Origin of the sequence: Pantoea alhagi (assembly GCF_002101395.1) — a bacterium.
Taxonomy (GTDB): Bacteria; Pseudomonadota; Gammaproteobacteria; order Enterobacterales; family Enterobacteriaceae; genus Mixta; species Mixta alhagi.
This window is the reverse complement of record NZ_CP019706.1, coordinates 1,298,945-1,318,093: the sequence shown is the minus strand read 5'-3', so window position 1 is coordinate 1,318,093 and position 19,149 is coordinate 1,298,945. Positions and strand designations below refer to the sequence as shown.

General features: G+C 55.9%; 19 protein-coding genes. 13 read left to right on the top strand and 6 right to left on the bottom strand.

The genetic code is table 11. From position 1 onward, the window contains the following. The 3 genes from trpC to B1H58_RS06210 form a co-directional block, all read right to left on the bottom strand. Entirely contained in the window at window positions 1-786 is a 786-nt protein-coding gene (trpC, locus tag B1H58_RS06220; RefSeq protein WP_085068684.1) for an indole-3-glycerol phosphate synthase TrpC, read from the bottom strand. Window positions 787-870: 84 nt separating this feature from the next. Beyond that, the gene (locus tag B1H58_RS06215) at window positions 871-3,129 is read right to left on the bottom strand and encodes a zinc/cadmium/mercury/lead-transporting ATPase (RefSeq protein WP_085068682.1); all 2,259 of its coding nucleotides are present in this window, start codon (window positions 3,127-3,129) and stop codon (window positions 871-873) included. Between the two features lie 85 nt (window positions 3,130-3,214). Then, complete coding sequence (locus B1H58_RS06210; RefSeq protein WP_085068680.1) at window positions 3,215-3,844, bottom strand: lysoplasmalogenase; 630 nt, start codon at window positions 3,842-3,844, stop codon at window positions 3,215-3,217. Between the two features lie 188 nt (window positions 3,845-4,032). Here B1H58_RS06210 and B1H58_RS06205 point away from each other — a divergent pair, with 188 nt between their 5' ends. Continuing rightward, on the top strand, window positions 4,033-4,392 hold the full coding sequence (locus tag B1H58_RS06205) for a DUF2500 domain-containing protein (protein WP_085072241.1): 360 nt from the start codon (window positions 4,033-4,035) through the stop codon (window positions 4,390-4,392). 4 nt (window positions 4,393-4,396) lie between these two features. Here the strand turns inward: B1H58_RS06205 and B1H58_RS06200 are convergent, their stop codons facing one another. Together B1H58_RS06200 and rsmD are read right to left on the bottom strand one after the other, a co-directional pair. Then, complete coding sequence (locus B1H58_RS06200) at window positions 4,397-4,666, bottom strand: DUF1145 family protein (RefSeq protein WP_085068678.1); 270 nt, start codon at window positions 4,664-4,666, stop codon at window positions 4,397-4,399. After that, entirely contained in the window at window positions 4,656-5,258 is a 603-nt protein-coding gene (gene rsmD / locus B1H58_RS06195; protein WP_085068676.1) for a 16S rRNA (guanine(966)-N(2))-methyltransferase, read from the bottom strand. Before rsmD ends, B1H58_RS06200 begins: the two co-directional genes overlap by 11 nt. 187 nt (window positions 5,259-5,445) lie before the next feature. On the opposite strand from rsmD, the gene ftsY reads away from it, so the two are divergent. From ftsY to rpoH, 4 genes are all read left to right on the top strand, one after another. Continuing rightward, window positions 5,446-7,083: a signal recognition particle-docking protein FtsY gene (ftsY, locus tag B1H58_RS06190; RefSeq protein ID WP_085068674.1), complete on the top strand. Its 1,638-nt coding sequence runs from the start codon at window positions 5,446-5,448 to the stop codon at window positions 7,081-7,083. 5 nt (window positions 7,084-7,088) lie between these two features. Next, entirely contained in the window at window positions 7,089-7,754 is a 666-nt protein-coding gene (gene ftsE, locus B1H58_RS06185) for a cell division ATP-binding protein FtsE (RefSeq protein WP_085068672.1), read from the top strand. Beyond that, window positions 7,747-8,730 (top strand): permease-like cell division protein FtsX, encoded by a 984-nt coding sequence (gene ftsX / locus B1H58_RS06180; protein WP_085068670.1) that lies wholly within the window; start codon window positions 7,747-7,749, stop codon window positions 8,728-8,730. The genes ftsE and ftsX overlap by 8 nt, the downstream gene beginning before the upstream one ends. Window positions 8,731-8,992: 262 nt before the next feature. Then, a complete protein-coding gene (rpoH, locus tag B1H58_RS06175; RefSeq protein WP_085068668.1) occupies window positions 8,993-9,850 on the top strand; it encodes an RNA polymerase sigma factor RpoH in 858 nt (285 codons plus the stop codon). A 91-nt stretch (window positions 9,851-9,941) separates the two neighbouring features. Here rpoH and panM read toward each other — a convergent pair whose 3' ends face one another. After that, entirely contained in the window at window positions 9,942-10,337 is a 396-nt protein-coding gene (gene panM, locus B1H58_RS06170; RefSeq protein ID WP_085068666.1) for an aspartate 1-decarboxylase autocleavage activator PanM, read from the bottom strand. 403 nt (window positions 10,338-10,740) lie between these two features. Here panM and B1H58_RS06165 point away from each other — a divergent pair, with 403 nt between their 5' ends. From B1H58_RS06165 to ugpE, 8 genes are all read left to right on the top strand, one after another. Continuing rightward, window positions 10,741-11,856, top strand: a complete 1,116-nt coding sequence (locus tag B1H58_RS06165; RefSeq protein WP_085068664.1) for a branched-chain amino acid ABC transporter substrate-binding protein — start codon at window positions 10,741-10,743, stop codon at window positions 11,854-11,856. A gap of 128 nt (window positions 11,857-11,984) precedes the next feature. After that, window positions 11,985-12,911 (top strand): high-affinity branched-chain amino acid ABC transporter permease LivH, encoded by a 927-nt coding sequence (gene livH, locus B1H58_RS06160; protein WP_085068662.1) that lies wholly within the window; start codon window positions 11,985-11,987, stop codon window positions 12,909-12,911. Continuing rightward, the gene (locus B1H58_RS06155; protein ID WP_085068660.1) at window positions 12,908-14,182 is read left to right on the top strand and encodes a high-affinity branched-chain amino acid ABC transporter permease LivM; all 1,275 of its coding nucleotides are present in this window, start codon (window positions 12,908-12,910) and stop codon (window positions 14,180-14,182) included. The genes livH and B1H58_RS06155 overlap by 4 nt, the downstream gene beginning before the upstream one ends. Next, a complete protein-coding gene (livG, locus tag B1H58_RS06150; protein ID WP_085068658.1) occupies window positions 14,179-14,946 on the top strand; it encodes a high-affinity branched-chain amino acid ABC transporter ATP-binding protein LivG in 768 nt (255 codons plus the stop codon). The genes B1H58_RS06155 and livG overlap by 4 nt, the downstream gene beginning before the upstream one ends. A 1-nt stretch (window position 14,947) precedes the next feature. Further along, entirely contained in the window at window positions 14,948-15,661 is a 714-nt protein-coding gene (livF, locus tag B1H58_RS06145; protein WP_085068656.1) for a high-affinity branched-chain amino acid ABC transporter ATP-binding protein LivF, read from the top strand. A 353-nt stretch (window positions 15,662-16,014) separates the two neighbouring features. After that, window positions 16,015-17,334, top strand: a complete 1,320-nt coding sequence (ugpB, locus tag B1H58_RS06140) for a sn-glycerol-3-phosphate ABC transporter substrate-binding protein UgpB (RefSeq protein WP_085068654.1) — start codon at window positions 16,015-16,017, stop codon at window positions 17,332-17,334. Window positions 17,335-17,418: 84 nt separating this feature from the next. Continuing rightward, the gene (ugpA, locus tag B1H58_RS06135; RefSeq protein WP_085068652.1) at window positions 17,419-18,306 is read left to right on the top strand and encodes a sn-glycerol-3-phosphate ABC transporter permease UgpA; all 888 of its coding nucleotides are present in this window, start codon (window positions 17,419-17,421) and stop codon (window positions 18,304-18,306) included. Further along, window positions 18,303-19,148, top strand: a complete 846-nt coding sequence (gene ugpE / locus B1H58_RS06130) for a sn-glycerol-3-phosphate ABC transporter permease UgpE (RefSeq protein WP_085068650.1) — start codon at window positions 18,303-18,305, stop codon at window positions 19,146-19,148. The genes ugpA and ugpE overlap by 4 nt, the downstream gene beginning before the upstream one ends. Window position 19,149: the final 1 nt, after the last annotated feature.

The following is a 19,149-nucleotide window of genomic DNA, read 5'->3' as shown; positions in this document are numbered from 1 at the left end:
TCAGAAAAACAGCTTCGCCAGCTCCGCGCCCGGTTCGGCGGCGCGCATAAAGGCTTCACCAACCAGGAAGTTATTGACGCCCGCCTGACGTAGCCGCTGAACATCCTGGACAGTGCCAATGCCCGACTCAGTTACAACCAGACGATCCGCCGGCAGCTGCGACAGCAGGCCAAGCGTGGTATCAATGGAGGTTTCAAAAGTGCGCAGATTGCGGTTGTTAATGCCAATCAACGGCGTGGTCAGGTTTAGCGCCCGCTCCAGCTCATGACCATCATGTACTTCAACCAGCACCGCCATGCCCAACTGATGCGCGTGCGCTTCCAGCTCCTGCATCTGGCTATCTTCCAGTGCAGCGACGATTAACAAAATGCAGTCGGCGCCCATGGCTCGCGCTTCTTCAACTTGCCAGCTATCAATCATAAAATCTTTACGCAGCACCGGTAGCGAGCACGCCGTGCGCGCCTGCTGTAAATAGTCTTCGCTGCCCTGAAAAAACTGCACGTCGGTTAACACGGAGAGACAGGCCGCGCCGCCCTGCTGGTAGCTTTCAGCAATTCCGGCGGGATTAAAATCCGCACGGATTAGCCCTTTCGACGGACTGGCTTTTTTTACCTCGGCGATGATGCCCGGCTTGCCCTGCTGGTTATGCTGACGCAGCGCAGCGATAAAATCACGCTGAGTCTGCGCACGGGCGCGATCGCGCAGCGTGCTAAGCGAGGAAACACGCTTTGCCGCGCCGATCTCCTCACGCTTCACCGCCAGGATTTTATTTAAAATGTCAGACATGAGGCGCTTCCTTAACTGATGTGATGGCCTGGTTCATGCAGGCCGCTACGATGTTTTAATGCTTTCCCATGCCAGGCGCAAGCTTCAGCGCTTGCGCAACAGGCGCAGCGCATTGGCGGTGACCAGCGCGGTCGCGCCGCTGTCCGCCAGCACCGCCAGCCACAGGCCGGTCAGGCCAAGCAGCGTGGTCACCAGCAGCAGCGCTTTCAGTCCAAGCGCGATGGCGATATTTTGCCGAATATTGGCCTGAGTCGCGCGCGCCAGGCGAATCATTGCGGGCAGCCCGGTTAAGCGATTATGCGTTAAGGCGGCATCGGCTGTTTCCAGCGCCACATCGCTGCCGCTGCCCATTGCAATGCCCAGCGTTGCCGCTTTCATCGCGGGCGCATCGTTAATACCGTCACCAACCATCGCCACCGCGTGAGCCTGACTGAGCTGCCGGATCGCTGCAACTTTATCTGCGGGTAACAGCCCCGCCCGATACTCCAGCCCGATCTCTGTGGCAATTGCGGCGGCGGCGCGAGGGTTATCACCGGTCAGCATCACTGCTTTTACGCCAAGCTGTTGCAGCTCGGCCAGCGCTGGCCGCACATCTTCCCGTAGCGTATCGCGTAGCGCCAGCAGGCCAAGCGGCTGCTGTTCTTTATAAATCACCACTACCGTTTTGCCGGAGCGCTCCAGCGCGTCAATCCGCGCTGCCAGCGTATCCGTCAGGCCCGGCAAGGGTGCTGTTAATAACCAGTGTTGTCCGTTGATATGCGCTTCGATACCGCGTCCTGCCAGAACCCGCTGATCTTGTGCCTGCGGCAGCGGCTGATTTAGCTGACGAGCCTGCGCGACAATCGCCAGCGCCAGCGGATGTGTCGCGCCCTGTTCAACTGCGGCAGCATGCAGCAGCAGCTGCGCCTTATCAATACCGTCCAGCGGGATGATGTCGGTGAGTTCTGGTTTGCCCTGGGTCAGGGTGCCGGTTTTATCAAAGGCCAGCAGACGGATGCCGCCCAGTTTTTCCAGCGCCGCGCCGCCTTTAATCAGCGCGCCGCGTCGGGCTGCGGCGGCCAGGCCAGAAGTAATCGCAGCGGGCGTAGAGATAACCAACGCGCACGGGCAGCCAATCAATAACAGCGTCAGCCCTTTATAGATCCAGGTTTGCCAGTCGGCAGCCAGCAGCAAAGGCGGCAGCAGAGCCACCAGCAACGCCATCAGCATAACCAGCGGTGTATAGATGCGACTGAAGCGATCGAGAAAGCGTTCCAGCGGCGCCCGATGCGCCTCGGCCTCTTCGATCAGCTGTAGAATGCGGTCAATGGCGCTTTCACCTGGCAGGGAGACCACTGAAAGCCTGACCTGACGATCGATGCTGATACAGCCTGCCGCAATCACATCATCCTGCTGATGTTCTGTGGGAATGGATTCGCCGGTTAACGCGCTTTCATCAAAGCTGGCAAACGGGGAAAGCAGGCGGGCATCGGCAGGCAGACGTTCCCCCGCCGCAACGTCAATAACATCACCGGGACGCAGCATGCTGGCGGCAATCTCTTCCCGCAGGTCGTTACGTACGCGAATCGCTTTATCCGGCTTGAGCGCCATCAGTGCGGTAACGCCGCGCCGCGCACGGCTGGCGGCGATGCCTTCCAGCCGCTCGCCCAGCAGAAAGAGCAGCAGCACCATTGCCGCTTCAGCGCTGGCGCCGATAAACAGCGCGCCGACTGCCGCAACCGTCATTAAGGTCTCAATAGCGAAAGGGCTGCCGTTGCGCGCCTGTTGCCAGGCTTTTCGGCTAATCGGCCAGAGCCCGACCAGCGTGGTAGAGATAAACGCCGTCTGACTCCATGTCGGCCAGATAGCGTGCAGTAGCCAGCTCGCCAGCATCAGTAGGCTTATTACCAGCAGCAGGCGATTTTCCTGCCAGAACCCTGCTGATTTCTCTGCAGGAGCGGAGGCATCCTGCAAATGAAAACCAGCCTGCTTTACCGTGTGTTCCACCTCGGCTTTGACATCTCTTTCTGCATGAATCAATAACGTCTGCGTGGCGAACAGCACCTGCACATCATGTATGCCAGCCAACACGCGGACCGCGTTTTCCACGTTGCGTGCGCAGTTGGGGCAGTCCATTCCGTTAATGATCCAGCGATAGCGCGAACCGGTTGCCGGACCTGGCGCTGGCGCGCCAGCCGGGCTGTCGGCACAGCATTTCTGTTGGCAGGATGGCGCGGCGTCTGAAGTGGACAAAGCCGGGGATAGGGTAAACTGGCCCGCCTGCAGCGGAGCTTTGCCTTGTCTGCCGTTAAGGCGGAGGGCGGCTCTGGATGGCCCGGGACCGCAGGTAGAAGGTTTGCTCATTACGCCTCCTTAATGATGCAGCAAATAAACTTAGCTGCATCCTACACTCTGGAGCTACCTCCAGAGTCAAGAGGCAATATCATGGTCAGTACAGCCAAAGCGAGCGGGCAACCATAAAGTGACCGGCGAAATAGCAGGCGGCGACAATGGCGTTATCCGCCGTAAAGCGCTTGCGATAGTGGCTAATAAACCAAACCAGATTAGCCAGCGTCAGCAGTGTCGCTCCCGCCATCAATGAGAAGCTGTAATCGGTAGGCCGGAAATAATAAAGCTCCGCTGCCAGCCAGTTCATGACCAGCGTCATGCCGATAAAAGTACATACCGGCCAGCGCAGCTCTTCCAGCCGCGACCAGATCACACCGATCCAGACAATGCCCACGATCAGCAGCGTCAGCGGGATAGGCCAGAAAAAGCTCATGGTCATATGGCTGGCGAAATTGATGGTATACAGCAGGTGCGCAAGGAAAAATGCTCCCAGCGCATACATCATGCGCTGACGCGGCAACAGCGTTAGCGCATCACCTACCATGGTTGCCAGCAGACCGAGCAGGATCAGGTAGTCGGTGGGGTTGCGTGTGGGTGCCTGCCAGGCCCAGGCCAGCAGCAGTAACAGGGTAACCGGTTTAAACAGCCAGCGCTGCCATTGCGGCCCGCGATAGGACGCATCGACATACAGCCAGCCGGAAAAAAGTACTGCAAGAAACGACCAAATCATTACGTTGTCCTTTTTGAAAGGGGCGGTTTCCGCATCAGCCTGCAGGCGCAGCGATCTGCCTGTCCACCGTTGTGTTAACAACATCCTGCAATCAGTTTAGGTTAGCGGGGCGTAATGTGACAATGGAAGGGCGCTGGTTGTATCCTTGCCTGCAAGAAAAAGCGCAATTACCAGAGGCAGAGGCTGAGATGAGTAAGCCCCCATTAATTTTTATCATTGTGCTGGCGATCATTGCGGTGCTGGCTTCGCGTCAGTTCATTAAGCAACGACGCGAAAACGCGGCTAATGCCGCTGCGCCGGTACGCCAGCTGTCGGTAGAAGTGAAAAGTAAACGTGAGTTTCCGGCACCGAACCGACGTTCACGTCAGCGTGAAGTGATTGCCGGAGAGGAGATGCGCTATGAGGCCTGGTTTCAGCCATTAAACGGCGATAGCGATATTAAACTCACGCTAAAAGAAGGTGATTATCATCAGCTGGATAAAGGCGCAAAAGGCGAGCTCGAAGTGCAGGGCACCCGCTTTATCTCTTTTACGCCTGACCATCCTTAAGGTGTTATTGCCCGGGATAGTGTTTTTTCTGCCAGGCGAGCAGCTCAAACACGCCGAAAAAGAAGATCTTAATCTGGGTGATGCGGCTTAGCTTAACGCCCTCTTTCGGCTGTGTGGCTTTCAGCAATACCAGCTGCAGGCCATGCATCAACACCATAAAAATCAGCGCAACGTTAACAAAATATGTCAGCGGTTTGGGAAAAGGATGCACGATATTCAGCAACAGAAACGCCCAAACGAACACCATTAACAATCGACCCAGATTAAGCCACATCTTCCTGCTCCTGTGAGACGCCTGCTCGGCGATATAAGCGGTAGGCAACCTGCCCGGCGATTTTTTCCCGATGCAGCTGCCAGTTAACCGGCACCGGCGGCGCGCCGTTTTCCACTTCGCTTTCGACGTAAATCAACGCCTCATCAGCCAGCCAGTGGTTGTTCTCCAGCAGCTGGAGCGTCTGCTCCAGCAGACCTTTGCGGAAAGGCGGATCGATAAACACGATGTGGTAGGGTTCTCCCTGCTGCGCCAGCCAGCTGAGCGCGTTGGTCTGGATCACCTGGGCATTGCTGGCTTTCAGCGTCTGCAAGTTTTGCGTTAACTGCCGGGCTACCGGCTTTTCCAGCTCCAGCAGCGTTGCTGAACCGGCATAGCGCGATAGCGCCTCCAGCCCGAGCGCGCCGCTACCCGCGAAACAGTCCAGGCAACGCGCCTGCTGAATATCGGGTGCCAGCCAGTTGAACAACGTTTCGCGTACCCGATCGGTGGTAGGCCGTAATCCGGCGCTGTCCGGAACCGGCAGTTTTCGACCACGCCACTGTCCGCCAATTATGCGGATTTGTCCGGCACCGCCCTGGGGTTTTTTATTCATGATGCTCACAACTCGTCATAATTTGTTGCGTAGTTTAACGGGCGAAAGCGGTTGAGGAAACGTTAAAAAGGGTGCTGGTGTTGCGCTCGCTGGAAAGTGTTAGACTAATGAATTCTTTATCAGGTTATTTTTTCAGCCCGGCGCAACAGACGACCGGATGAAAGCCATCGAGGAGTGTAGTCACACAATGGCAAAAGAGAAAAAGCGTGGCTTTTTTTCCTGGCTGGGTTTTGGTCGTGAAGAAACGCCTGCGCAGTCAGAAGAACAAAAAGAGACGTTAACGGATCAAGCGGAAAACGCGGCCGAAAACCCAGAGTCTGCGGCCGAAAAACCGGACGCCGAAAAGCTGGCTGCCGGGATCGTGGCGACAACCGAAGCCGTAGCGCGCGAAGCGCAGCCGCAAGAAGCGAAAACAGAGGCTGTTGCGCCGGTGGAAGAAGAGATCCTGCCGGAAGAGACACAGCCGGTAGATGCTGTTGCGCCGGTGGAAGAAGAGATGCTGCCGGAAGAGACGCAGCCGGTAGATGCTGTTGCGCCGGTGGAAGAAGAGATCCTGCCGGAAGAGACGCAGCCGGTAGATGCTGTTGCGCCGGTGGAGGAAGAGATCCTGCCGGAAGAGACGCAGCCGATGGATGCTGTTGCGCCGGTGGAGGAAGAGATCCTGCCGGAAGAGGCACGGGTTGATCAGGTAGACGAAGTGCTGGCGCAGGAAACCGCGCCTGCCGAAGAGAAAGATGCCGTGGTTGCTGCGGAAGTTGCAGCAGCGGTAGAGCTGGCCCCAACCGAAGAAGAACGGGATGAGGCGCCGCTTTCCGATGAGGAATTAGCCGCGCTGGCGCTGGCTGCAGCACCGGAAGAAGAAGCGGAGAGCGTTGCCGCGCCCGTTGAGCAGGAGCGTCCGACCAAAGAGGGCTTCTTTGCCCGCTTAAAGCGCAGCCTGGTAAAAACGCGGCAGAACCTCGGTTCCGGCTTTATCAGTCTGTTCCGGGGCAAAAAAATCGATGACGAGCTGTTTGAAGAGCTGGAAGAACAGCTACTCATTGCGGATGTTGGCGTCGATACCACGCAGCGCATTATCAGCAGTCTTACGCAGCAGGCAAACCGCAAACAGCTGCGCGACGCCGAGGCGCTCTATGGCCTGTTAAAAGCGGAAATGGCTGAGATTCTGCATAAGGTTGAAGCGCCGCTGGATATGGCGGGCAAAGCGCCATTTGTTATTTTGATGGTTGGCGTGAACGGCGTGGGTAAAACCACCACGATCGGTAAGCTGGCGCGTCAGTACCAGGCCGAAGGCAAGTCGGTGATGCTGGCGGCGGGCGATACTTTCCGCGCGGCGGCGGTCGAGCAGCTACAGGTATGGGGCGAACGCAACCATATTCCGGTGGTGGCGCAGCATACCGGCGCGGATTCCGCCTCGGTGATTTTCGATGCGATTCAGGCGGCTAAAGCACGTGGCGTAGATGTATTGATCGCCGACACCGCAGGTCGTTTGCAGAATAAAGCGCACCTGATGGAAGAGCTGAAAAAAATCACGCGCGTAATGAAGAAGTTGGATGAAAACGCGCCGCACGAGGTGATGCTGACGATTGACGCCAGCACCGGCCAAAATGCGGTGAGTCAGACTAAGCTGTTCCATGAGGCAGTAGGTCTGACCGGGATTACGCTGACTAAACTGGATGGTACGGCAAAAGGTGGCGTCATCTTCTCTGTCGCGGACCAGTTTGGCATCCCGATTCGTTTTATCGGTGTTGGAGAAGGCATCGATGATTTACGGCCATTTAAGGCCGAAGATTTTATTGAGGCACTGTTTGCCCGAGAGGATTAACCAGGATGATTCGCTTTGAAGAGGTCAGTAAGGCTTATCTCGGCGGTCGGCAAGCGCTGCAAGGAGTAGATTTTCATCTGCATCCGGGCGAGATGGCGTTTCTGACCGGCCATTCCGGCGCAGGGAAAAGTACCCTGTTGAAGCTGATTTGTGGCATTGAACGTCCCAGCGCGGGCCATATCTGGTTTAGCGGCCACGATATTAGCCGCCTGAAAAATAGCGAGGTGCCTTTTCTGCGCCGTCAGATCGGCATGATCTTTCAGGATCACCATTTGCTGATGGACCGCACGGTCTATGACAATGTGGCGATCCCGCTGATTATTGCCGGGGCGAGCGGGGAAGATATTCGCCGTCGCGTTTCAGCGGCGCTGGATAAGGTTGGCCTTCTCGACAAAGCGAAAAACTTTCCGATTCAGCTTTCGGGCGGCGAGCAGCAGCGCGTTGGGATAGCACGCGCCGTGGTTAACAAGCCTGCGGTGCTGCTGGCTGATGAGCCGACCGGTAACCTGGATGATGCGCTGTCGAATGATATTTTGCGGCTGTTTGAAGAGTTCAACCGCGTGGGCGTAACGGTGCTGATGGCTACGCACGATATGAGCTTAATTGGTCGCCGCAACTATCGGGTAATGACGCTCAGCAATGGAAGACTGCACGGAGGCGATCGTGGCTAATAAACGCAACAAGCGCGTACCGGCGCCAAAAACCAAACAGCCGTCGAAAAGCAAAGCGCTGAAGGGCGGCTGGCAGGAGCAGTGGCGTTACGCCTGGCGCGGCACGCTCTCCGATATGTGGCGTCAGCCGTTGGCCACGCTGTTAACGGTAATGGTAATTGCCATCTCGCTGACGCTGCCCAGCGTCTGCTATATGGTATGGAAAAACGTCAGCCAGGCGGCGGAGCAATGGTATCCGGCACCGCAGCTGACGCTTTACCTGTCAAAAACGCTGGATGACAGCGCGGCGGAAAATGTCGTGGCGACGCTGAAGAAAGAGCCGAGCGTAGCGAAAGTTAACTATCTGTCGCGCGAAGAGGCGTTGGGCGAATTTCGTAACTGGTCAGGCTTTGGCGGCGCGCTCGATATGCTGGAGCAGAATCCATTGCCGGCGGTGGTGATCATTACCCCGGAAATGAATTTCCAGAACGAGAAAACGCTGCAAACGCTGCGCGATCGCGTACAGCATGTTGAAGGCGTGGATGAGGTGCGCATGGACGATAGCTGGTTTGCGCGTCTGGCTGCGCTGACGGGCCTGGTCGGGCAGGTTGCGACCATGATCGGCATCCTGATGCTGGTGGCGGTATTTCTGGTGATCGGCAACAGCGTGCGCCTCAGCATCTTTGCCCGACGCGATACGATTAACGTGCAAAAGCTAATCGGCGCGACTGACGGCTTTATCCTGCGTCCTTTTCTGTATGGCGGGGCGCTGCTGGGGTTCGGCGGGGCATTGCTGTCACTGATTTTGTCTGAAATTTTGGTTTTCCGCCTTGAGTCGGTGGTTGCCCAGGTGGCTGCGGTGTTTGGCACGACTTTCCGCCTGAGCGGGCTGTCGTGGGATGAGAGCCTGCTGCTGCTGTTGCTGTCGGCGATGATTGGCTGGATAGCGGCCTGGCTGGCGACGGTACAACATTTACGTCGTTTTACGCCACAGTAGCGATTTTTTGGTATAATCTTCCTCTGCTGCATGACGTTTGTGCTGCAGAGGAAATCCGCTCGGATTTCTCCCTGTCTGTCACAATCATATCGTCCGTATCTTGTGTGTAAAATATTCACGTTGTAAATTGAACTTGTGGATAACTTCATTATCTAATGAGGCAGCACAGATTGCTTTGGGGTTTCCTTGCTGATTCCTGTAACCTGGTGAATCGCGCAAAAGGGAATCGTGCGGCAATTTTAATAATCATGTGAGGGTTTGAATGACCAAAGAAATGCACACTTTAGCTATTGCTCCTCTTGGTAACCTGGAATCTTATATTCGGGCTGCCAACACCTGGCCGATGCTAACGGCAGAAGAGGAAAAAGCGCTGGCTGAACGGCTGCATTACCAGGGCGATCTGGATGCGGCTAAAACGCTGATCCTGTCTCACCTCCGCTTTGTTGTTCATATCGCTCGTAACTACGCGGGCTACGGCCTGCCGCAGGCGGATCTGATTCAGGAAGGCAATATCGGCCTGATGAAAGCGGTACGTCGCTTTAATCCTGAAGTTGGGGTTCGCCTGGTCTCGTTTGCTGTTCACTGGATCAAAGCGGAAATTCACGAATATGTGCTGCGTAACTGGCGCATCGTGAAGGTCGCGACCACCAAGGCACAGCGCAAACTGTTCTTTAACCTGCGTAAAACCAAGCAGCGTCTGGGCTGGTTTAATCAGGATGAAGTGGAAATGGTGGCGCGTGAGCTGGGCGTGAGCAGTAAAGACGTGCGTGAGATGGAATCGCGCATGGCCGCTCAGGATATGACTTTCGATCTGACTTCTGAAGATGAGTCAGGCGAAGGCAAAAGCATGGCCCCGGTGCTTTATCTCCAGGATAAAACATCTGACTTTGCCGACGGCATTGAGGAAGATAACTGGGAACACCATGCGGCTGATAAACTGAGCGACGCGCTACAGGGACTGGACGAGCGCAGCCAGCATATTATTCGTGCACGTTGGCTGGATGATGACAATAAAACCACGCTGCAGGAGCTGGCCGATCAATATGGCGTTTCGGCGGAGCGCGTGCGTCAGCTTGAGAAAAACGCAATGAAGAAATTGCGGATGGCAATAGAAGCGTAATGCTCTGTTGCGGTCAGGGCGGCTTAACAGGCCGCCCTTTTTTATGGGTATTTTTCGGTGGTATTAACCGCCTTCAGCAAAAAGCACGGCTTTACTCAACGTTATATACCCAGCCGTCAGCCTGAGTACGAAAGCCGCAGGCCTGCATAAAGGCAGCAATAACCTGCTGATCGGCCTTGCCGTCATCAGCAATCCACCAGTGCGTCAGCGACGGATTCTGCGCTATCACTTCCTCGATCAAATAGTGGCCAACGCCACGACGACGGGTCACCTCCCTGACTTCCAGCTTTGACAGCTCGCCCTGCGTACCGCGAATGTTTAACTCCACCGCTGCCAGCAACCGCTCATTAAAACGCGCGGCGTAGAGCCGATGATTTTCGTTTAGCTTTTTTTCCAGCGCATCACAGTCAACGCCAGGCCAAATCTTGCCGAGATCGATACGATCCTGCGCGCCCAGATGTTGCAGGCGAATAATTGTCAATTTCATAAAATAACCGGCCCCTGGTTAAAAGGCATATTGTAGCGAAAATGTTCAAAAAATGACGTGTAACTTTTTCTGTACGAAAACAAAGCAATCTGTTTGTTGCCGCCCGGATATTCCGGGTAAACACTTAATACCAGCGACAGTGCCAGCATAATGCGCTGGGCGAACGGCTAAAATGCCACCATAACTGCCAGATGATTGTCCTGTAGCAAAGGCGATATTTTGATTATCTCAGTTGATTTACAGAATAAAATTCCTGTTTAATGGACTGAAAAATAAAGCCTTATTTATAAAAATGGCGTGAGTGTATTCCTAACTCGTTAACATTAAACAAGTTTTGCTCTATAACCCGCCAAAAATAACCATAACGCACATCACAACAGTCACAACAGATGGGGAAGTCAGGATGAAAATAAGTAAAGGTCGCATAATGCTGGCAGGATGTATGGCGCTGGCTATGAGTCAGGCTGCGCTGGCGGAAGATATCAAAGTCGCGATCGTTGGTGCGATGTCCGGCCCGGTCGCACAGTACGGCGATATGCAATTTACCGGTGCTACCCAGGCGATTGCCGACATCAACGCCAAAGGTGGCATAAATGGTAATAAGCTGGTGGCGGTGAAATATGATGACGCCTGCGATCCCAAGCAGGCGGTCGCGGTTGCTAACAAAGTGATCAACGAAGGCATCCGTTATGTCATTGGTCATCTTTGCTCTTCTTCCACGCAGCCCGCTTCCGATATCTATGAAGATGAAGGCGTCCTGATGATTACGCCTGCCGCCACCGCAGCCGATCTGACTTCCCGTGGCTATCAGCTGATTATGCGCACCACCGGTCTGGATTCCGATCAGGGACCGACTGCCGCCAAGTATATTCTCGACACGCTTAAACCCCAGCGCATTGCCATTGTGCATGACAAACAGCAGTACGGCGAAGGGCTGGCGCGCTCGGTACAGGAGAGCCTGAAAAAAGCCAATGCGCCGATTGCGATGTTTGAAGGGATCACCGCAGGCGATAAAGATTTCTCTACGCTGATTGCGCGCCTGAAAAAAGAAAATATCGATTTCGTTTACTTTGGCGGTTACTACCCGGAAATGGGCCAGATCCTGCGTCAGGCACGTGCAGCTGGTCTGAAAACGCAGTTCATGGGACCGGAAGGGGTCGGCAACGCCTCTCTCTCTAATATCGCTGGCGCAGCGTCCGAAGGGATGCTGGTTACCCTGCCGAAACGCTATGACCAGGTAGAGGCAAACCAGCCGATTGTTAACGCGATTAAAGCTAAAAAGCTGGACGCTACCGGTCCGTTCGTCTGGACAACCTACGCGGCGCTGCAGTCGCTGGTTGCCGGTATAGAACGTAGCAAAAGCGAAGAGCCTGCGGATATCGCTAAAAACCTGAAAGAGGGCCAGCCGGTGCCGACCGTTATGGGCAACCTGAGCTGGGATCAGAAAGGTGACCTGAAAGGGTTTGAATTTGGCGTATTCAAATGGCACGCCGACGGCACCTCAACTGCCGTGAAATAAAGCGTACTCTGTAAGAGCGGGCAGTCCGGGGTCAGGCGTGCCTAACCCCGGTTCTATCCTGCACTTTGTGAAGACGGACGTTTTTTCGCTGCGGGAGTGATCTGCGCAGTTTTGTTGGGGTTTATCTTATGTCCGAGCAGTTTCTCTATTTTCTTCAGCAGTTGCTTAATGGCGTGACCTTAGGCAGCACCTACGCGCTGATCGCCATTGGCTATACCATGGTGTACGGCATTATCGGCATGATCAACTTCGCGCATGGCGAAGTGTATATGATCGGCAGCTATGTCTCGTTTATTGTGATTGCCGCCCTGATGATGGCTGGCATCGATGTCGGTTGGGTATTGATTGGTGCCGGTTTCCTGGCGGCAATCGTGATCGCCAGCGCTTATGGCTGGAGCATCGAGCGCGTCGCCTACAGGCCGGTGCGCTCCTCGAAACGCCTGATTGCACTGATCTCTGCCATCGGTATGTCTATCTTCCTGCAAAACTATGTCAGCCTGACGCAGGGCTCGCGCGATCTCGCCTTGCCGGGCCTGGTCAGCGGGCAAATAACGCTGGGCGAGAGCAATGGGTTTGCCGCTACCATCAGCACCATGCAGGTGATTATCTGGCTGGTAACCTTCCTCGCCATGCTGGCGTTGACGCTGTTTATCCGCTATTCACGCATGGGTCGCGCCTGTCGCGCCTGCGCGGAAGATCTAAAAATGGCCAGTTTGCTGGGGATCAACACCGACCGGGTGATTTCCCTGACCTTTGTGATCGGCGCGGCGATGGCGGCGGTTGCAGGCGTGCTGCTGGGGCAGTTTTATGGCGTCATTAACCCTTATATCGGCTTTATGGCGGGCATGAAGGCCTTTACCGCTGCGGTACTGGGCGGCATCGGCAGTATTCCCGGCGCGATGCTGGGCGGCCTGGTGTTAGGCATCGCCGAGGCGCTGACCTCCGCCTACCTCAGCACTGAATATAAAGATGTGGTCTCTTTTGCGCTGCTGATTGTGGTGCTGCTGGTGATGCCGACGGGGATCCTGGGTCGTCCGGAGGTAGAAAAAGTATGAAGCCCGCTCACTTTTTTAATGCCGTTATTTCGGCGCTGATGCTGTTGATTCTTGCCGCATTCTTTATGGGCATGCGTCTTAATCTCGACGGTACGCGGCTGGTGGTCAACAATGCGGGCAGCGTGCGCTGGAACTGGATCGCCATCGGCTGCGCCGTGGTGTTTGTTTTCCAGCTGCTGCGTCCGCTGGTGGGACGTCGCCTGAAACGCAGCGGCCATAGCGGTTTTGTGCTGCCGAGCTTTGACGGCAGTACGCCAAAGCAGAAGCTGCTGGCGCTGCTGCTTATCGCGGCGGCGGTTATCTGGCCATTTATCGTCTCACGCGGCACGGTGGACATTGCCACGCTGACGCTGATTTACGTCATGCTTGGGCTGGGACTGAACGTAGTGGTAGGGCTTTCCGGCCTGCTGGTGCTGGGCTATGGCGGATTTTACGCCATCGGTGCTTATACCTTTGCCTTGCTTAACCACTATTACGGGCTGGGCTTTTGGCAATGTTTGCCGCTGGCGGGGCTGGTTTCCGCGCTGTTTGGCCTGCTGCTGGGCTTTCCGGTGCTGCGCCTGCGCGGCGATTATCTGGCAATCGTTACGCTCGGGTTCGGCGAGATTGTCCGTATTCTGCTGTTGAACAACACCGCTATTACCGGCGGTCCGAACGGTATCAGCCAGATCCCGAAGCCCACCTTTTTTGGCCTGGAGTTTAACCGCAGCCCGCGTGACGGCGGCTGGGATACGTTTCACCACTTCTTCAACCTGAAATATGATCCCAGCGACCGCATTATCTTCCTCTATCTGGTAGCGCTGTTGCTGGTGGTGCTGACGCTGTTTGTTATCAACCGTTTACTGCGCATGCCGCTGGGCCGCGCCTGGGAAGCGCTGCGTGAAGATGAAATCGCCTGTCGCTCTTTGGGCCTCAGCCCAACGCGCATCAAGCTCACCGCTTTCACTATCAGCGCCGCGTTTGCTGGTTTTGCCGGCAGCCTGTTTGCCGCTCGTCAGGGCTTTATCAGCCCGGAATCCTTTACCTTTGCCGAATCGGCCTTTGTGCTGGCGATTGTGGTGTTGGGCGGCATGGGCTCGCAGTTTGCGGTGATTCTGGCGGCGATCCTGCTGGTGGTTTCGCGTGAGCTGATGCGTGACCTGAATGAATACAGCATGTTAGTGCTGGGCGCGCTGATGGTGCTGATGATGATTTGGCGTCCGCAGGGATTATTACCGATGCAGCGTCCGCATCTGAAGCTGAAGCGCGATCAACAAGGAGAGCAGGCATGAGTCAGCCTTTATTAACGGTGGAAGGCCTGATGATGCGCTTTGGCGGCCTGCTGGCGGTCAATAACGTGGCGCTGGAGCTGCATCCACAAGAGATCGTGTCGCTGATTGGCCCGAACGGGGCGGGCAAAACCACGGTGTTTAACTGCCTGACCGGTTTTTATAAGCCGACCGGCGGATCGATTCGCTTAGGCGATCGCCAGCTGGCCGGGTTGCCGGGCCAGCAGATTGCACGCATGGGCATCGTGCGTACCTTCCAGCATGTCCGCCTGTTTCGCGAAATGACAGTGATTGAAAACCTGCTGGTGGCGCAGCATCAGCATCTGAAAAGCGGCCTGTTTGCTGGCCTGTTGAAAACGCCTGCTTTCCGGCGTAGCGAAAACGAGGCGCTGGATCAGGCTGCCAACTGGCTACAGCGCGTTGGGCTGCTGGAGATGGCTAACCGGCAGGCGGGCAATCTGGCTTACGGTCAGCAGCGTCGGCTGGAAATTGCCCGTTGTATGGTAACGCGTCCGGAAATTCTGATGCTGGATGAGCCTGCGGCGGGCCTGAACCCGAAAGAGACCCATGAGCTGGATGAGCTGATTGCGGAGCTGCGCAGCGAGCATAAGGTCACGGTGCTGCTTATTGAGCATGATATGAAGCTGGTAATGGGTATTTCCGATCGCATCTATGTGGTTAACCAGGGAACGCCGCTGGCAAACGGCACGCCGGAAGAGATCCGTAATAATCCGGACGTGATCCGCGCATATTTAGGTGAGGCATAAAATGGCGAATCCGATGTTAACGCTTAGCAAGGTCAGCGCGCATTACGGCAAAATTCAGGCACTGCATCAGGTTAGTCTGGAGATTAACCAGGGCGAAATTGTCACGCTGATTGGCGCGAACGGAGCGGGAAAAACTACCCTGCTGGGCACCCTGTGCGGCGAGCCGCGCGCGTCTGAAGGCACCATTACCTTTGATGGTAAAGCGATCACCGACTGGCAAACGGCACGCATTATGCGTGAGGCGATTGCTATCGTGCCGGAAGGACGCCGGGTGTTCTCGCGGATGACGGTGGAGGAGAACCTGGCGATGGGCGGCTTCTTCGCCAGCCGCCAGCAATACCAGCAGCGAATTGCGCAGGTTTACGCGCTGTTTCCGCGTCTGCATGAGCGGCGTATTCAGCGCGCGGGCACCATGTCGGGTGGCGAACAGCAAATGCTGGCGATTGGCCGTGCGCTGATGAGCCAGCCGCGACTGCTGCTGCTGGATGAGCCTTCGCTGGGGCTGGCGCCGATTATCATTCAACAGATCTTCGATACCATTGAGCAACTGCGCCAGGAGGGCATGACTATTTTCCTGGTGGAGCAAAACGCCAATCAGGCGTTAAAGCTGGCCGATCGCGGCTACGTACTGGAGAACGGTCACGTGGTGCTGGAAGACAGCGGCGATGCGCTGCTGGCTAACGAGGCGGTACGCAGCGCTTACCTGGGTGCCTGATATCGTACCGCAGGCGACGCCGAAGCCCAGGGCAAGCGGGGTTCCGGCCAGGAGTAAAGCGTCCCGCGCCATGGAAGGCGCGGGTCGAGCCGGTCATGGATGACGGCAGTTGCGTCTTTACGTAAGGCCGGAATCCCGCTTGCTTCCCCGCTCGTCCTGCGGCCTCGCTTGCGTCTCTGCCTGTCCCGCAAAATCCTTGCCGTTCAGCGCCCGTCTCCGCCCGCCCAGTGCAATCTCGCCGTCATCTTTCTGTCATCTGCTGGTTATCTCACCGTCATTTTTCCGTGTCATGTTACGTTGCGAACTAAAAAAGCGTGTTGTTACGCACACCTACAATGTCACAGGAAAACGCTATGTCCTCCTTTACGTTTCGTCATACCGCTCTCAGCATTGTGCTGGGGCTGGCACTGAGCGGCAAGGCCCTGGCCGCGACGGAAATTCCGTTCTGGCACTCTATGGAAGGCGAATTAGGCAAAGAAGTTGACTCACTGGCACAACGTTTCAACCAGGCGCACCCCGATTATAAAATCGTACCGGTTTATAAAGGCAACTATGAACAGAGCCTGGCGGCCGGTATCGCTGCGGTACGTACCGGCAAAGCACCGGCGATTTTGCAGGTTTACGAGGTCGGCACTGCCACCATGATGGCTTCTAAAGCGATCAAGCCGGTCTATGAAGTGTTTAACGATGCAGGCATCAAATTCGATGAATCGCAGTTTGTGCCGACGGTCGCGGGTTACTATACCGATGCGAAAAGCGGACACCTGCTTTCGCAGCCGTTTAACAGCTCCACGCCGGTGCTTTATTACAACAAAGACGCCTTTAAGAAAGCGGGCTTAGATCCCGAACAGCCGCCTAAAACCTGGCAGCAGCTGGCAAAAGATACGGCGGCGCTGCGAAAAGCGGGCATGAAGTGCGGCTACGCCAGCGGCTGGCAGGGCTGGATCCAAATTGAAAACTTCAGCGCCTGGCACGGTTTGCCGGTGGCCACCGAGGACAATGGTTTTGGTGGCACCAGCGCCGAGCTGATTTTCAATAAGCCGGAACAGGTGCGCCATATCGCCATGCTGCAAGAGATGAACAAAAAAGGGGACTTCACCTACTTTGGCCGTAAGGATGAGTCTACTGAAAAGTTCTATAACGGCGACTGTGCGATTACCACCGCCTCATCCGGTTCGCTGGCGGATATACGTCAGCATGCCAAATTCAATTATGGCGTCGGCATGATGCCGTATGACGAAAGCGTGCCTTCCGCGCCGCAGAACGCCATTATCGGCGGAGCCAGCCTGTGGGTAATGCAGGGCAAAGACAGCGCCACCTACAAAGGCGTGGCGGAGTTTTTACAGTATCTCGCTCTGCCGGAAAACGCTGCCGAATGGCATCAGAAAACCGGCTATCTGCCCATTACCCGCGCCGCTTACGATCTGACGCGCCAGCAGGGCTTCTATGAGAAGAACCCAGGCGCGGATATCGCCACGCGTCAGATGCTGAATAAGCCGCCGTTGCCTTTCACCAAAGGTTTACGCCTCGGCAATATGCCGCAGATCCGCACCATTGTTGATGAAGAGCTGGAAGGCGTCTGGAGCGGCAGCAAAACGCCGCAGGCCGCACTGGATTCTGCCGTCCAGCGCGGCAACCTGCTGCTGCGTCGTTTCGAACAACAGGTGAAGTAAGCAGATGCCGGGCCGCTGCGGCGGTCCGGCTATCACCTCATCCTGTCACGCACCGCTTGTGCCGATCTGTTATGGAATTACCGCATGTCGAGTTCTCGTCCCGTTTTCCAGTCACGCTGGCTTCCCTGGGTACTGGTTTTCCCTCAGCTGCTTATTACCCTGATCTTTTTTATCTGGCCAGCCGGCGAAGCGCTCTGGTACTCGGTACAAAGCGTGGATCCCTTTGGCTTTTCCAGTACCTTTGTCGGGCTGGAAAACTTTAGCCGATTGCTGGATGACGACTATTATCTTGAATCCTTCTGGACCACACTCATCTTTAGTGCGCTGGTGACCGGCTTTGGGCTGGTCATTTCGCTACTGTTCGCCGCGCTGACGGATCATGTGCTGCGCCTGAAACGCTTTTATCAGACGCTGCTGCTGCTGCCCTATGCGGTTGCGCCAGCTATCGCCGCCGTGCTGTGGATGTTTTTATTTAACCCCGGCATCGGGTTGATCACCCACTTCCTGCAGAGCATCGGTTACAACTGGAACCACGCACAGAACAGCGGCCAGGCGATGTTTCTGGTGGTGCTGGCCTCGGTATGGCAGCAGATCAGCTACAACTTCCTGTTTTTCTTCGCTGCGCTGCAATCGATCCCGCGTTCGCTGGTTGAAGCGGCCGCGATTGATGGCGCTGGGCCGGTACGCCGCTTCTTTCATCTGTCGCTGCCGCTGATCGCGCCGGTCAGCTTCTTTCTGCTGGTGGTAAACCTGGTTTACGCCTTCTTTGACACCTTCCCGGTGATTGACGCCGCCACGCAGGGCGGTCCGGTACAGGCCACCACCACGCTGATTTATAAGATTTACCGGGAAGGCTTTGCCGGTCTCGATCTCTCTTCATCGGCGGCGCAGTCGGTGGTGCTGATGTTCCTGGTGATTGTCTTAACCATTATTCAGTTCCGCTATGTCGAGCGTAAGGTGCGTTATCAATGATTGAGAATCGTCGCGGGCTGGATATTTTCAGCCACGTTATGCTGGCGTTGGGCATTCTGACCATTCTGTTCCCGCTCTGGGTCGCCTTTGTGGCCGCCACGCTGGATAACCAACAGATTTTTCAGGTGCCGATGAGCCTGGTGCCGGGTACTCAGTTATGGCACAACCTGCGTGAGATCTGGCTGTACGGCGTCAGCAGCAACAGCGCGCCAATGAGCGTGCTGTTGTTTAACAGTACGCTGATGGCGCTGGGTATTACCTTCGGTAAAATCACCGTCTCGATGCTTTCCGCTTTCGCGCTGGTCTGGTTTCGCTTTCCGCTACGTAACCTGGTGTTCTGGATGATTTTTATCACGCTGATGCTGCCGGTCGAGGTGCGTATTTTCCCTACGGTGGAGGTGGTAGCTAACCTTCAGCTACTCGATAGCTACAGCGGCCTGACGCTGCCGCTGATGGCCTCAGCGACCGCCACTTTTCTGTTCCGTCAGTTCTTTATGTCGCTGCCGGATGAGCTCATGGAGGCGGCGCGCATCGATGGCGCAGGCCCGATGCGTTTCTTCCGTGACATTGTGCTGCCGCTGTCGCGTACCAACCTGGCGGCGCTTTTTGTGATCACCTTTATCTACGGCTGGAACCAGTATTTGTGGCCGATTCTGATTACCAGCGAGACAAAAATGGGCACGGCGGTTGCGGGCATTCGCAGCATGATCTCCTCAGGCGAAGGCACGACCCAATGGAATCTGGTAATGGCGGCGATGCTGCTAACGCTGATCCCGCCGGTAGTGGTGGTTATGGTGATGCAGCGGGCGTTTGTCCGTGGTTTAGTCGAGAGTGAGAAATAAA